This window comes from Saccharopolyspora sp. MMCC62 (assembly GCF_057736575.1).
On the sequence record NZ_JBYKCM010000004.1, the window covers coordinates 217,295 to 230,156 of the forward strand.

General features: G+C 73.7%; 14 protein-coding genes. 6 read left to right on the forward strand and 8 right to left on the reverse strand.

Annotation, left to right across the window (positions count from 1 at the left end; all coding sequences use genetic code 11):
- Positions 1-53: 53 nt before the first annotated feature.
- The 5 genes from AC29IT_RS11485 to AC29IT_RS11505 all read right to left on the reverse strand — a co-directional run bounded on the left by AC29IT_RS11485 (position 54) and on the right by AC29IT_RS11505 (position 5,119).
- Positions 54-362 (reverse strand): antibiotic biosynthesis monooxygenase family protein, encoded by a 309-nt coding sequence (locus tag AC29IT_RS11485; RefSeq protein ID WP_358434972.1) that lies wholly within the window; start codon positions 360-362, stop codon positions 54-56.
- A gap of 50 nt (positions 363-412) precedes the next feature.
- Positions 413-2,353 (reverse strand): YhgE/Pip family protein, encoded by a 1,941-nt coding sequence (locus AC29IT_RS11490; RefSeq protein ID WP_488218690.1) that lies wholly within the window; start codon positions 2,351-2,353, stop codon positions 413-415.
- On the reverse strand, positions 2,350-3,042 hold the full coding sequence (locus AC29IT_RS11495; RefSeq protein WP_358434977.1) for an ATP-binding cassette domain-containing protein: 693 nt from the start codon (positions 3,040-3,042) through the stop codon (positions 2,350-2,352). Before AC29IT_RS11495 ends, AC29IT_RS11490 begins: the two co-directional genes overlap by 4 nt.
- Before the next feature lie 654 nt (positions 3,043-3,696).
- Positions 3,697-4,206 (reverse strand): 2'-5' RNA ligase family protein, encoded by a 510-nt coding sequence (locus AC29IT_RS11500; RefSeq protein ID WP_488218691.1) that lies wholly within the window; start codon positions 4,204-4,206, stop codon positions 3,697-3,699.
- A 28-nt stretch (positions 4,207-4,234) separates the two neighbouring features.
- A complete protein-coding gene (locus AC29IT_RS11505; protein ID WP_488218692.1) occupies positions 4,235-5,119 on the reverse strand; it encodes an HhH-GPD family protein in 885 nt (294 codons plus the stop codon).
- Between the two features lie 170 nt (positions 5,120-5,289).
- On the opposite strand from AC29IT_RS11505, the gene AC29IT_RS11510 reads away from it, so the two are divergent.
- Positions 5,290-5,931, forward strand: coding sequence for a hypothetical protein (locus tag AC29IT_RS11510; RefSeq protein ID WP_488218693.1), 642 nt, complete (start codon positions 5,290-5,292; stop codon positions 5,929-5,931).
- Between the two features lie 251 nt (positions 5,932-6,182).
- Here AC29IT_RS11510 and disA read toward each other — a convergent pair whose 3' ends face one another.
- From disA to AC29IT_RS11525, 3 genes are all read right to left on the reverse strand, one after another.
- Positions 6,183-7,247 (reverse strand): DNA integrity scanning diadenylate cyclase DisA, encoded by a 1,065-nt coding sequence (gene disA / locus AC29IT_RS11515; protein WP_488218694.1) that lies wholly within the window; start codon positions 7,245-7,247, stop codon positions 6,183-6,185.
- Between the two features lie 46 nt (positions 7,248-7,293).
- Positions 7,294-8,661 (reverse strand): DNA repair protein RadA, encoded by a 1,368-nt coding sequence (radA, locus tag AC29IT_RS11520; protein WP_358434990.1) that lies wholly within the window; start codon positions 8,659-8,661, stop codon positions 7,294-7,296.
- Between the two features lie 140 nt (positions 8,662-8,801).
- The gene (locus tag AC29IT_RS11525) at positions 8,802-9,389 is read right to left on the reverse strand and encodes a copper chaperone PCu(A)C (protein WP_358434993.1); all 588 of its coding nucleotides are present in this window, start codon (positions 9,387-9,389) and stop codon (positions 8,802-8,804) included.
- A 288-nt stretch (positions 9,390-9,677) separates the two neighbouring features.
- Here AC29IT_RS11525 and AC29IT_RS11530 point away from each other — a divergent pair, with 288 nt between their 5' ends.
- The 5 genes from AC29IT_RS11530 to AC29IT_RS11550 all read left to right on the forward strand — a co-directional run bounded on the left by AC29IT_RS11530 (position 9,678) and on the right by AC29IT_RS11550 (position 12,821).
- The gene (locus AC29IT_RS11530) at positions 9,678-10,166 is read left to right on the forward strand and encodes a CarD family transcriptional regulator (RefSeq protein WP_184483481.1); all 489 of its coding nucleotides are present in this window, start codon (positions 9,678-9,680) and stop codon (positions 10,164-10,166) included.
- A gap of 19 nt (positions 10,167-10,185) precedes the next feature.
- The gene (gene ispD, locus AC29IT_RS11535; protein ID WP_488218695.1) at positions 10,186-10,887 is read left to right on the forward strand and encodes a 2-C-methyl-D-erythritol 4-phosphate cytidylyltransferase; all 702 of its coding nucleotides are present in this window, start codon (positions 10,186-10,188) and stop codon (positions 10,885-10,887) included.
- The gene (ispF, locus tag AC29IT_RS11540; protein ID WP_488218696.1) at positions 10,884-11,366 is read left to right on the forward strand and encodes a 2-C-methyl-D-erythritol 2,4-cyclodiphosphate synthase; all 483 of its coding nucleotides are present in this window, start codon (positions 10,884-10,886) and stop codon (positions 11,364-11,366) included. The genes ispD and ispF overlap by 4 nt, the downstream gene beginning before the upstream one ends.
- A 101-nt stretch (positions 11,367-11,467) precedes the next feature.
- A complete protein-coding gene (locus AC29IT_RS11545; RefSeq protein ID WP_488218697.1) occupies positions 11,468-11,692 on the forward strand; it encodes a hypothetical protein in 225 nt (74 codons plus the stop codon).
- Positions 11,693-12,113: 421 nt separating this feature from the next.
- Complete coding sequence (locus tag AC29IT_RS11550; RefSeq protein WP_488218698.1) at positions 12,114-12,821, forward strand: HAD family hydrolase; 708 nt, start codon at positions 12,114-12,116, stop codon at positions 12,819-12,821.
- The last annotated feature ends 41 nt before the right edge of the window (positions 12,822-12,862 follow it).

A 12,862-nucleotide genomic window follows, 5' to 3' on the forward strand; every position in this document is an offset into this window, starting at 1 on the left:
CGCTCCTCACCCCTCGGATCCCGGGCGGGCGCGGTGCCCGCCCGGGAGAACGCTCACGCGTCCTTGTGCTTCTCCTGGACGACCTCGAACTCCAGCAGGCTGGAGCCGGTGGCGACGGTGTTCTTGTGCTCGCCGGAGTGCGCGGCCTTCGCCGGGCCCTGCGCCCAGTTCTGGAAGTCCTCTTCGGACTCCCACTTCGTGTAGACGAAGTACCGGGTGTCGCCCTGCACGGGCCGCAGCAGCTCGAAGCCGAGGAAACCCGGGGAGTCCTCCACCGAGCCGTGGCGCCCGGCGAAGCGCTTCTCCAGTTCGGGGCCGGAGCCCTCGGGGACCTCGATCGCGTTGATCTTCACAACAGCCATGTACGCAGCCTACGGGTCCGCCCCGGGCCTGACGAGCAGCGCAGCGGGGCTTACAGCTCCAGCTGCGGGTGCAGCCTGCCGATCGTCCACGTCCGGTGCCGCAGCACCACGAGCGAGGTCAGCAGCAGGAACCCGATGAGCACCCCGCCGAGCACGATCGCGTCCCGCGCCAGGTGCGCGGACTCGCCGCCGGTGAACGCGACCCGCAGCCCGTCCACCAGGTAGCTCATCGGCAGCACCTGGTGCAGCGCCTGGAACGGCGCCGGTGCGGTCTCCACCGGGTACAGCCCGCCGGAGGCGGTGATCTGCACCAGCATCAACGTCACCGACACCAGCCCGCCGACCACGCCGAACGCCGCCCGCAGGAAGTGGTTCACCGCGGTGAACGCGGCCGCCGCCAGCGCGACCAGCCCCACCGCGGCGGGCAGGTCCACCGGGTCGAGCCCGAGCACCAGGTCCGCCGCGCCCAGCAGCACCAGCCCGCCGATCACCCCGAGCGCCGCCGCGGGCAGCAGGCCGCCGACGGCGATGGACAGCGGGTTGGTGCGCCCGCCCAGCGCCCGCCGGTTCAGCGGCGCGAACAGCAGGTAGGCGAACAGCCCGAACACCCACAGCGCGATCGCGAAGAACAGCGGCGCCACCCCGCGCCCGTACACGTCGGCCGAGTTCAGCGTCGTCGCCCGCACCACCGACGGCGTGCCGAGTTCGCCGGAGGCCCGCGCGACCTCCGTCGGGCCGGCGGGCGGCATCCGGTCCAGGCTGTCCCGCACCTGGTCGGCGAGGCGCCGCGCGCCGTCGTGCAGCTGGCCCGAGCTGGTCTGGGCGACGCCGATGTTCGCGACCAGCGCGTTCACGCCCTGGGTGAGCCCGCCGGAGCCGCCGGTGAGCTCCGCGGACGCGATCCGCAGCCGGCCGGCCGGTTCGGTGAGGTCGTTCGTCGCCTCCTGCATCGGCGCGAGCTCGTCGCGCAGCGCCAGCGCCCGGTCCTGGGCGTCGGCGGCGGTGCCCTGCGCGTTCCGCGCCGTGCCGTCGAGCGCCGAGGTGGTGGCGGCGAGCCGCCGCGCGTCGGCCAGCGCGGACCGGTACAGCGGGTCGCCCGCCAGGTCCGGGTGCCGCTGCGCCAGCTGCTCCAGGGCACCCGCCGATCCGCTCGCCTGCCGCTGCGCCGCCGCGGCCCCGCCGGAGATCGAGTTGAGGTCGGCCACCGCGGAGGAGCTCGCGTCCAGCAGCGCATCGGTGGCCGCGGGCAGCCGCTGCCCGGTGAAGTCGGTGATCGAGGACAGCTTGTCGTCGAGCTCCGCGGACGCGTCGGCGACGTCCCGCGCCCCGCCGGAGACCCGTCCCGCGCCGTCCCGCACCCCGGTGAGGCCGCGGGCCAGCGCCCCGGTGCTCTGCTTGCTCAACTGGGTGCCCTGCACCAGCTGCTCGGAGACCTCCGATGCGGTGCCGAGCTTGCCGCGCACCTCGCCCAGGTCGCCGTACAGCCCGCGCGCGTAGGCGGCGTACGCGGCCGCGTTGATCTGGTTCTGCAGCTCGTAGCGCGCCGTGTCCGCCATGATCCCCGCCAGGTGACCGTTGGCGTCGTTCCTGGTCAACAGCACTGCGGGGCGTTGCGGGGCGCTGCGCGTGGAGTGCGCCAGCCGGGTGCTGAAGTCCTCCGGGACGCGGATCGTGAAGTAGTAGCGGCCGTCCTCCAGCCCGCTGCGCGCGGTGTTCGCGTCGACGAAGTGCCACTGGAACGAGTCGGTGGTGCGCAGCTGCTGCACGAACTGCTCGCCCGCGTTGATCTGCTCCCCGTTGTGGTCGGCGGGCCGGTCGGAGTTGACCACCGCCACCGGCACCTGCGCGGTCCGTCCGTACGGGTCCCAGTTGGACCACAGGAACAGCGCCCCGTACAGCAGCGGGACGAGGATCAGCACGGCGGGCGCGAACCGGCGCCACGGCCCGCGGAAGCGCCGCAGCTCCAGCCACGCCAGGTACAGCGCCTTCATCGGAGGTCCTCGCCCGCGGTGGAGCTGAACAGCGGCAACCCGCCGGTGTCGTCGCCGAAGTCGACGACGTTGTACGGCAACCGGATCAGCACGTCCGCCTCCGAGCCGGGTTCGGTGGCGCTGGCCAGCACGGTCGTCCCGGTGTCGGCGACGACCCGCAGCGCCGACCACACCCGGTTGCGCCCGGACGGCAGCAGCCCGGCGGTCACGTCGTCCACCACGATCCCCGGCGGGCCGCCCGCGGTGGCGAGCGCGATCGCGAGCAGCAGCCGGTCGTCCGGGTACAACTCGTCGATCAGCGCGGCCCGGTCCACGTCCACCCCGACCAGCGCCAGCGCCCGGTCCACGTCCGGCGCGGAGACGCGGGCGGTGAGGCGGCGTTCCCGGATGGCCTCGCGGACCCGGAGCCTGCCGTCCAGTTCGAAACCGGGGGAGAGGCGAGCGGGGACGACGACGCGGCGCACCAGGCCCGCGCGGCGCGGTGCCTCGTCGATCTCGATGCGCCCGGCGACGATGCGCAGCCTGCCGGACAGCGCGAGCAGCAGGGAGGTGCGGCCGGTGCCGCCCTCGCCGAGGACGACCGCGAGCTCCCCCGGGTACACGCGCGCGTCGACGTTCTCGAAGACGATGCCTTCCGGCCCGGTTGCCGTGATCCCGCGCGCCACGATGCTCACGCCCTCGACGTCCATCTCGCTCCTCACGCCGCGTGACAGGATGCCGGTCCAAAGTGGCCCCTCACCTGGGCGGGAGCAACTCGGGCGAGCACCGGTGGTAGTCCACAAAGGAGGGATCGACTTCGCTGGTGGGCGGGGTTCCGCGCGCCCTGCGGCGGATGTTCGGGCGACCGCGGATCACCCGTTCCGGGGCCTGCTCCGCGGGCTCGGGCGGCGCTGCGGCGGCCGCGCGCGGACGGGCGCGGACGGGCGGTTCGGGGTCGGTGGGCCGCGCTCGGCGGCCGGGAGCGGCGGGCGGTGGTGGGCGCTCGGCTTCCGAGGATCAGCGTGCGGCGCCCGGTGGTCGGCGTCCGGGGAGCAGCGCCGCGATGGCTGGGCTCGGTGTCCGGGGTCAGCATGCGGCGGCTGGGCTCGGCGTCCGGGGATCGGGGCGCGGCGGCTGGGCTCGGCGTCCGTGGATCAGTTGAGCGTCCCGTGATCGGCGTCCTGGGGTCAGCTGAGCGTCCCGGGTCGGCGTCCGGAGAGCAGTGCTGTGAACGGGGATCAGCGCGCAGCATCCGGTGTTCGGGGTCCGGTGATCAGGGGCCGGTGGTCCCCGTCGAGCGATCAGCGCGGCCGGATGTCGGCGGCGGAACCCGCGTCAGGTCGCGGAGCCCGGAGCTCCGGCGATCACCGTTCGACGAGCACGTCCGCGCTGTCGTCCCGGGAATCCAGCACCGCCACCTCGGCGACCGCCGCCCGCACCGGCTCCACCGCGCGCAGCGCGGCGAACCCCGCGGTGAGTTCCGCACCGCCCAGCACCGGCGTCAGCGCGCAGTGCGGGATCCAGGCCCCGGGGAAGTGGTACGCCGACGGGTTCGACACCTTGCCCGCGAGCGCGTCGTGCACGGCCGAGTGCACCGCCAGCAGCTCCGCGTCCACCACCGCCGTCAGCAGCAGCACCGCGTCCTCGCCCGGGAACGTGCCGAGCGTGTAGAACCACAGGTCCGGCAGGAACAGCGCCCGCAGCTCCGCGCGCAGCGCCGACCGGGCGGCGGCGGGGATCGCGCTCGCCGAAGCCAGCGTCACGCCGGGCCTGCCGGTCAGCACCGGAACCCCCGACGCGGCCGCGGTGTCCCGCAGCTCCCGCAACCGGCGTTCGGTCGCGTCGTCGAAGAACACGGTCAGCGCCTGCGCCATCGGTTCCGCCCTCCGGGCCGTCGTCGGCTCAGTGCTCGCCGGGGAGGGCGAAGCGGCCGTCCTCGGTCTGCTCCAGCAATCCGTCCACCAGCAGGGAATCCAGGCAGCGGTCCCGCTGCCCCGCGTCCTGCCACACCGCGTCGAGCGCGGCGCGCTGCACCGGGCCTTCCGCTCCGCGCAGCACGTCCAGCAGCTTGCCGCGCACCTGCCGGTCGGTGCCCGCGAACTTCTGCACCTTCTTCGGCGGTCCCGCGTAGGCGGGACGGCCGGCGTGCTGCCACGCGCAGTCCGCCGCGATCGGGCAGCGCTCGCAGGCGGGGGAGCGGACCGTGCACACGACCTGCCCCAGCTCCATCAGCGCCGCCGAGAGCCGGGCCGCGTTCGCGTCGTCGGACGGCAGCAGCACGTCCACGTCCGCCAGGTCCCGCTTCGTCGACGGCGGTCCGGCGTCGCCCGCGCCGTGCACCGCGCGCGCCACCACCCGGCGCACGTTGGTGTCCACCACCGGCGCCCGCTTGCCGTAGGCGAACGCGGCCACCGCGCGCGCCGTGTACGCGCCGATGCCCGGCAGCGCCAACAACGTGTCCACATCGGACGGAACGACGTCGCCGTGGTCGGCGGCGATGGCGGCCGCCGCCTGGTGCAGCCGCAGCGCCCGGCGCGGGTAGCCGAGCTTGCCCCAGGCGCGCAGCACCTCGGCCTGGGTGGCCGCGGCCAGGTCGGACGGGCGCGGCCAGCGCTCCATCCACTCCTGCCAGATCGGGGCGACCCGGTTCACCGGCGTCTGCTGCAGCATGGTCTCGCTGACCAGCACGCCCCAGCCGGTGACGCCCGGCGCGCGCCACGGCAGCGGACGGGCTTCGGCGGCGAACCAGTCGATGAGTTCGGTGGGTTCCCAGGTGATCGTCGTCATCTCGGATTCGATCCTGCCACCACTCGTCCGGGTCACCCGCGCCCGCCCCGCGCTCGTGCGTGGGTCGCCCGAAGGGGTTGCAGAACGCAACTGATCAACCGGGCCAATGCACCTGATCGGGGTCAAGTGCATAGGGCCGTTCGGCGGTATCGCCGGGTTACCGTCGGAGCGTGCTGGATCCCATCGGACCGCTTCCCCGCGAGGTGTACTGGCGTCGCCGTGCACTGGCAGTAGGCATGTTCCTGCTGGTCATGGCCCTGGCGCTGTGGGGGATCGTCGTCCTCGCCGGAGTCCTGCTCCCCCGCGCATCCGAGCCCGCCCCGCAGGCCGCGCCACCACCGGCCGACCCGCGCGCGGCAGCGGCACCGCCACCACCGCCCGCACCGGCTACCCCGCCGCCACCGCCCGCCTGCGCCGACCAGGACCTCCGGATCGCCGCCGAACCGGCCCGCCCGAGCTTCCCGGCGGGCGAGCCCGTCGAACTGCGGATGGTCATCACCAACGCCAGCTCCCAGCCCTGCGTCCGGAACACCGACCGGATGCTCCGCGAGGTCGTCGTGTCCACCGAGGACGGCACCAGGTTCTGGTCCAGCAACGACTGCCAGGTCGAGTCCACCAACGAGAAGCCCCTGCTCGAGCCCGGGAAATCCGTGCGCAACGAGATCCGGTGGACCGGCGTCGCCTCCACCCGCGACGCGAGCCCCGCCCAGTGCGCCGCCGAACGCGACACCGCGCCCGCGGGCGAGTACGTGGTCGGCGCCCGACTGGACCGGATGGTCAGCGAACCCGCGCCCTTCCGCATCACCGGCTGACACACCGCCCGCCGCCGTCCGCCGCGTCGATCAGGGGCGCCGACGACGGGCGCCGGTCAGCGGTGCGGATCAGGGGCGTCGATCAGATGCGTCGGTCAGCGGTGCGGATCAGGGGCGTCGATCAGATGCGCCGGTCAGCGGTGCGGATCAGCGGCGTCGACCACGGGCGTCGATCAGCGATGCCGATCAGGGGCGTCGGTCGGCTGGGCGGAGCGGAGGCGCGGATCAGCTGGGCGGATCAGCTGGGCGGATCAGAGGTGGCGGCCCGCTTCGGCGAGCCGGGCCAGCGCGTCGCGGAGGGAGCGGGCGCGGGCCTCGCCGACGAACTCCACCTCGCACAGCTGCGGGACGTCCGCTGCCAGCATCGCCTGCAGCGACCCGAAGTGCGCCACCAACTGCCTGCGCACCGCGGGCGGCAGCCGCGGCACCCTGGCCAGCAGCCGGTAGCCACGCGGCCGCAGCGGCTCCTCCAGGTCTTCCGCCCGGCCGGAGTAGCCGAACGCCCGCGCCACCGCGGTCAGGTCGAGCAGCGCCGTCGCGTCCAGCTCCGCCAGCGCCGCGTCCACCTGCTCCGTCGTCGGCAGCCCGTCCGCGGTCGGCAGGTACTCCTGCACCACCAGCTCCCGGTCCACGTCGATGCCGCCGACCAGCTCGTCCAGCTGCAGTTCGATCAACCGGCCGTCGCTGCCCAGCTCGACGACCGCGCCGCCGATCTCGTCCGAGATGCGGCGCACCATCTCCAGGCGCTGCACCACGGTCATCGCGTCCCGCAGCGTCACCGCGTCCGCCACCTCCAGCGCGGTCAGCGTGTGCGTCACCTCCGCCAGCCGGGCCGTGTAGCGCTCCAGCGTGGCCAGCGCCTGGTTCGCCCGGGACAGGATCTCCGGCGAGCCCGACAGCACGTGCCGGTAGCCGTGGATGTAGACGCTGACCAGGCTCATCGACTGGCTCACCGACACGACCGGATGCCCGGTGTGGATGGCGGTGCGCTCCGCGGTGCGGTGCCGGGTCCCCGATTCGTCGGTGGGGATCGTCGGGTCCGGCACCAGCTGCACGTTCGCCCGCAGGATGCGGGTCGCGTCCGTGGACAGCACCACCGCACCGTCCATCTTGGACAGCTCGCGGAGCCGGGTGGCGCTGAACGCCACGTCCAGCCGGAAACCGCCGTCGCAGATCGACTCCACGGTCGCGTCGTGGCCCAGCACGATCAGCGCCCCGGTGCGGCCCCGCAGGATGCGCTCCAGCGCGTCCCGCAGCGCCGTCCCGGGCGCCAGCCACGCCAGCGTCGTCCGCAACGACTCGGGATGACCCTCCACCACCGCTACCCCCAGACCGGCGCGCGCCGAGTTCGACGACAGGAGATCAGCGCGAGCGCAGGGACTTCAGCGCCGTCTTGATGTCCGGTACCTCGGTGGCCCGGATGCCCGGTGGCAGCCGGCCCGAGTCCGGCGGCACCAGCGCCCGGTCGAAGCCGAGCCGCGCGGCCTCCGCGAGCCGCCTGCCGACCCCGCTCACCCGGCGGATCTCCCCGGCCAGCCCGACCTCGCCGATCACCACGATGTTCGGCGGCAGCGGCACGTCCAGCGCCGAGGAGGCCACCGCCAGCGCCACCGCCAGGTCCGCAGCGGGCTCGGTGACCTTCATGCCGCCGACCGTCGCCGCGAACACCTCCTTCTCCCCGGTGCGGATCCGGCCGCGCTTGTCCAGCACCGCCAGCGTCATCGACACCCGGGCCGAGTCCAGGCCGCTCACCGCCCGCCGCGGGATCTGCATCTGGGTGGGGGCGACCAGTGCCTGCACCTCCGCCAGCAGCGGCCGCTTGCCCTCCACCATCACGGTGACCGCGGTGCCCGGCACCGCCGCCTCCTGCCGGTTCAGGAACAGACCGGACGGGTCGGTGACCTCGGCGATGCCGTCGTCGCGCTGCTCGAAGCAGCCGACCTCGTCGGCCGGGCCGAACCGGTTCTTGATGCCGCGCAGCATCCGCAGCGCCGAGTGCCGGTCTCCCTCGAAGTTGAGCACCACGTCCACCAGGTGCTCCAGGGCGCGCGGGCCCGCGACGGCGCCGTCCTTCGTCACGTGCCCGACCAGCACCACCGGCAGCCCGCGCTCCTTCGCCAGTGCCACCAGGCCCGAGGTCACCGCCCGCACCTGCGTCACGCCGCCGGGGGTGCCGTCCACGTCCGGGGACTGCACCGTCTGCACCGAGTCCACGATCAGCAGCCCCGGCTTGACCGCCTCCACGTGCCCGAGCACCGCGGACAGGTCGTTCTCCGAGCCCAGGAACAGCTCCGGGTCCAGCGAGTTCGTCCGTTCCGCGCGCAGCCGCACCTGACCGGCCGATTCCTCGCCCGTGATGTACAGCGAGGGTCCGCCGGAGCGGGCCGCGGCCCAGCGGTGCGCGACCTCCAGCAGCAGCGTCGACTTGCCGACCCCGGGCTCACCGGCCAGCAGCATCACCGCGCCCGGCACGATGCCGCCGCCGAGCACCCGGTCCAGCTCGGCGATGCCGGTCGGGACGGCCCGCGCCGAGTCCAGGTCCACTTCGCCGATCGGTCGGGCCGTGCTGGACGGCGCGGCCGCGGACAGCTTCGCCAGCGCGGGCCGCGCCGGGGCCGCTTCCTCCACGGTGTTCCACTCGTGGCACTTCGGGCAGCGGCCGACCCACTTCGCGACCTCGTGACCGCATTCGGCGCAGCGGTAGGCGGGACGGGCGTTCTTGGTAGGCACGGGGCGAGGCTATAAGCCGACCCCGACGGGGCCCGTGCCGACACACGCCCGCGTGTCGGCGCCCGCCCGGCGAGCAGGCCCCGGACGCAGCGGAGGCCGCCCCCGACGGGACGGCCTCCGGCTGCTGTTCGAGCTGGCTGTCAGTGGTGCGATTCCTCGCCACCGGTGTCCGGGCGCGGCGTGGAGTCCTCGCCGATCGGGACCTGCACGGTGAGCGGGCCCGCCTTCTCGAACACGAAGGTCACCGGGATGGTCACGCCGGGCGTGATGTCCTGGGTGAGGCCCTTCAGCGTGATCGAGACCTGCTGCTGGTCGGCGCCGGGGCCCTGCCCGGGCTGCTGCCCGGCGGCCGGGGTGGTCGGCTCGGCGTAGGCGTGCAGCGCGGCCCGCGACGGCAGGACGCGGGTCTGGCCGACGTCGACCGAGGCCGCGTAGGTGGAGGACACCTGGACCAGGCGGTCCGCCTCCGCGCCGTCGTTGATCAGCACGGCGGCCAGCGGGGCCGATGCGCCCTGGGGGTAGCGGCTCCCGGTCTCCGGGAAGGCCAGCGTCGCGTTCCGGACGCCGATGCCGCCGGCGTCTCCGCTGCCGCCCGCGACGGCGGCGACCTGCGTGTCGGTCTCGGTGACCTGCCCGGCGCTGCATCCGGCGAGCGCCAGAACGGCGCCCAGGCCGAGGGCGGCCGAGGTCAACCGCACGCGGAAGGTGTGGTGCTGAAGGCGGCTCACGGTGGCAGTGTCCTTCCTGATAGCCGGACGACCGCGATGGAGCTTAATGGTCGGCTCCCGGGGACCAGTAGGCAGACCCCACATCGGCCCCCGGTCCAGGGTCGAGAACCGTGTTCGGAAGGTGTCCACAGTGGATCAAACGGCCCCTTTCGGGGGCCTCCGGATGCATGTCCGGAGCCTGTTTGTCAACCCCCGATCGCGTCCTGACCTGCGACGACAGACGGGAGCCGGTCGAGGCTCGGTTGCCGCGCATGCTAAGCTGGGCGCAGCGAAAGGGGCAGAGGACACATGGTTTTCAAGGTCGGAGAGACCGTCGTCTACCCGCATCACGGCGCCGCGCTCATCGAAGCAATCGAGACCCGTGTGATCAAGGGCGAGGAGAAGCAATACCTCGTCCTCAAGGTCGCGCAAGGTGACTTGACCGTTCGAGTTCCCGCTGACAACGCCGAGATCGTCGGTGTTCGGGACGTCGTCGGTCAAGAGGGTCTGGACCGCGTCTTCGACGTGCTGCGCGCCCCGCACACCGAGGAACCGACTAACTGGTCCCGGCGGTACAAGGCCAACGTGGAGAAGCTCGCCTCCGGCGATGTGAACAAGGTGGCCGAAGTGGTGCGCGACCTCTGGCGGCGCGAGAAGGACCGTGGCCTGTCCGCGGGTGAAAAGCGCATGTTGGCCAAGGCCAGGCAAATACTGGTCAGCGAATTGGCGCTGGCCGAGGGGACCGACGAAGGCAAGGCCGAGTCCCTGTTGGACGAAGTTCTCGCCACGGCCGTGTGATCGGCGGGTTCTGCTCAACGTGACGGTGGTGGCCCTCGTTCCGGCCGCCGGGCGCGGTGTGCGCCTCGGTGCCGGGATGCCGAAAGCGCTGGTCCAGGTCGCGGGCCGATCTCTGCTGGTGCGCGCGGTCGGTGGTCTCCTGGCCTCCGGGCGCGTGCACCACGTGATCGTCGCCGCACCGCCGGACCAGGTCGACGTGGTCGAACGCGAGCTCGGTGAGTTCGACGCGGCCGCCGTGCACGTGGTGGCCGGAGGTGCCGACCGCACCGAATCCGTCCGCCTCGCGCTCGCCGTCACCGAACGGGCCGTGCCCGACGCCGACGTGGTGCTGGTGCACGACGCGGCCCGTGCGTTCACCCCGCCCGACGTGATCGGCGACGTGGTGGACGCCGTGCTCGGCGGGGCACCCGCCGTGATTCCGGTGCTGCCCGTCGCCGACACCATCAAGCAGGTCGACCAGGACGGCGCGGTCACCGCGACCGTCGACCGGTCCCTACTCCGCAGCGTGCAGACCCCGCAGGGCTTCCGGCCCGACGTGCTGCGCGCCGCGTACGCCGCGGCCGGGGACGCCGCCACCGACGACGCCGGACTCGTGGAACGAGTCGGCGGCGACGTGCGCACCGTTCCCGGTCACCCGAACGCCCTGAAGATCACCACCGCTTTCGACCTGGCGGTCGCCGAGTCGGTGCTCGCCGCCGAACCGATCGGAGAACCCCGGTGACCGGACCGCTGCCGAGGATCGGCCAAGGCGTCGACGTGCACCCCGTGGAAGCCGGGCGGGAGTGCTGGATCGCCGGACTGCGGTGGCCCGGCGTCGACGGGTGCAGCGGTCACTCCGACGGGGACGTCGCGGCGCACGCGCTGTGCGACGCGCTGCTGTCCGCGGCGGGGCTCGGCGACCTGGGCGCCGTGTTCGGCACCGGCGGCGATCGCTGGGCCGGGGCGCACGGGGCGGAACTGCTCACCGAGGTGCTGGCCCGGATCACCGCGGCCGGGTTCCAGGTCGGCAACGCCACCGTGCAGGTCATCGGCAACGCGCCCCGCATCGGCAAGCGCCGCGAGGAGGCGCAGCAGGTGCTCTCCGAGGTGCTCGGCGCGCCGGTGTCGGTGTCCGGCACGACCAGCGACGGGCTCGGCCTCACCGGCCGCGGTGAAGGCATCGCCGCCGTCGCCACCGCATTGCTCTTCTCGGCGGCTTGACCAGCACGTCCGGTTAAATCTCGCCCACCTGGGGGATAAGTCGGGGAAAGGTCCGGGTTCGCACCCTGGCCGCGCCGCCCGCCGCGGGTCATGCTCGACGCATGGTGATCGAACGCAACCGCTGGGTGCGCAGGGCCGTGGTCGGCCAGCCCGTGATCGCTTGGCCCTGTTCGCTGCTGCTGTGGGCGGCCGGTGGCGCCGCCGCGCTCGTCCTCGCCGCCGCCATCCTGTGGATCAGCACCGCCTCCTGCGTGTTCGGCATCCTCGCGCCGCTGCACCACGACGACCCGATCTCCGCCGACCACCTCGCCTCGGGCGCGCCCTGAGCCCGAGCGGATCCCGGCCGCCGTCGCCACGCCGGTGACGGTCCGCCGGGGCGCGGGTGATCAGCGGGAGCCGGTTCGGACCATCGGATCCGGCGGTCGCGGGTCGATCGCCCGCGCCCGCGCCGCGCTCCGCGGGGGAGGGGCGCGGGACCTCGAAGGCGGCGCTCCTGCCGCGCGCCGTTCTCGAACACGTCCAGGCGGTGCGGCGGTGCGGCCCGCGGCGAGTTCGTCCAGCGCGGTCGAGCAGCCCACGCGCGTCGCCGCGGGCCCGTCCACCGCCGCGCGTGGGAAGTCGTCGAGGACGGCCGACGCGTCCAGCAGCGGACCGCCGTGGTGGACCACGCCGGGAGTCGCGCGGTGGGGTGGTGAGATCGGCCGCAGCGGCGGGGGTGGGCGCGGCTCGGGCCGTAGGGTGGGCCGGGTGAGCTTGCGCGCGGTGTTCTTCGACTACTCGGGCACGTTGTTCCGGCTGGAGCAGGACGCGTCCTGGCTCGCCGGCCTCACCGACGGCAGCGGTGATCCGCTGAGCCTGGAGGCCCAGACCGAGCTGCTGCGCAGGCTCACCGCCCCCACCGGCCGCGTCGCCGACCTCGCACCGGAGTTCCAGGAGGCCTGGGAGCGGCGCGACCTCGACCCGGAGATGCACCGCAAGGCCAACATCGAGGTGCTGCGGCTGTCCGGCGTCAGCACCGCCGAGCAGGGCGAAGCGCTCTACGGCCGGCTCGTCGACCCGATGTCCTGGACGCCGTACCCGGACACCGCCGAAGTGCTGCGCAGGCTGCGGGACGCGGGCGTGCGCATCGGCGTGATCAGCAACATCGCCTTCGACATCCGCCCGGCGTTCGACGAGCTCGGCGTGTTCGACCTGGTCGACGAGTACCTGATGTCCTACGTCGAAGGCGTGGTCAAGCCGGACCCGAAGCTGTTCCTGCGCGCCTGCGAGCGCCTCGGCGTCGAACCGGCGGAAGCGCTCATGATCGGCGACAGCGCGGAGGCCGACGGGGCCGCGGCCGAGATCGGCTGCGCGGTGTCCATCGTGGAACCGCTGCCCACCGCGCAGCGCCCGGACGCCCTGCTCGCGGCGGTCGCGGAGCACGGCGTGCTGCCCGCCTCGCCCGCGGGGGCGTGATCACCGACCGGATCTCCGGCGGAGCGCACATCGCGAAGCCT

Excerpts from the sequence above, each read along its gene's own strand:
- AC29IT_RS11485 (WP_358434972.1), bottom strand. The coding sequence starts at position 362 with ATGGCTGTTGTGAAGATCAACGCGATCGAGGTCCCCGAGGGCTCCGGC.
- AC29IT_RS11490 (WP_488218690.1), bottom strand. The coding sequence starts at position 2,353 with ATGAAGGCGCTGTACCTGGCGTGGCTGGAGCTGCGGCGCTTCCGCGGG.
- AC29IT_RS11495 (WP_358434977.1), bottom strand. The coding sequence starts at position 3,042 with ATGGACGTCGAGGGCGTGAGCATCGTGGCGCGCGGGATCACGGCAACC.
- AC29IT_RS11500 (WP_488218691.1), bottom strand. The coding sequence starts at position 4,206 with ATGGCGCAGGCGCTGACCGTGTTCTTCGACGACGCGACCGAACGCCGG.
- AC29IT_RS11505 (WP_488218692.1), bottom strand. The coding sequence starts at position 5,119 with ATGACGACGATCACCTGGGAACCCACCGAACTCATCGACTGGTTCGCC.
- AC29IT_RS11530 (WP_184483481.1), top strand. The coding sequence starts at position 9,678 with ATGGTTTTCAAGGTCGGAGAGACCGTCGTCTACCCGCATCACGGCGCC.
- AC29IT_RS11545 (WP_488218697.1), top strand. The coding sequence starts at position 11,468 with ATGGTGATCGAACGCAACCGCTGGGTGCGCAGGGCCGTGGTCGGCCAG.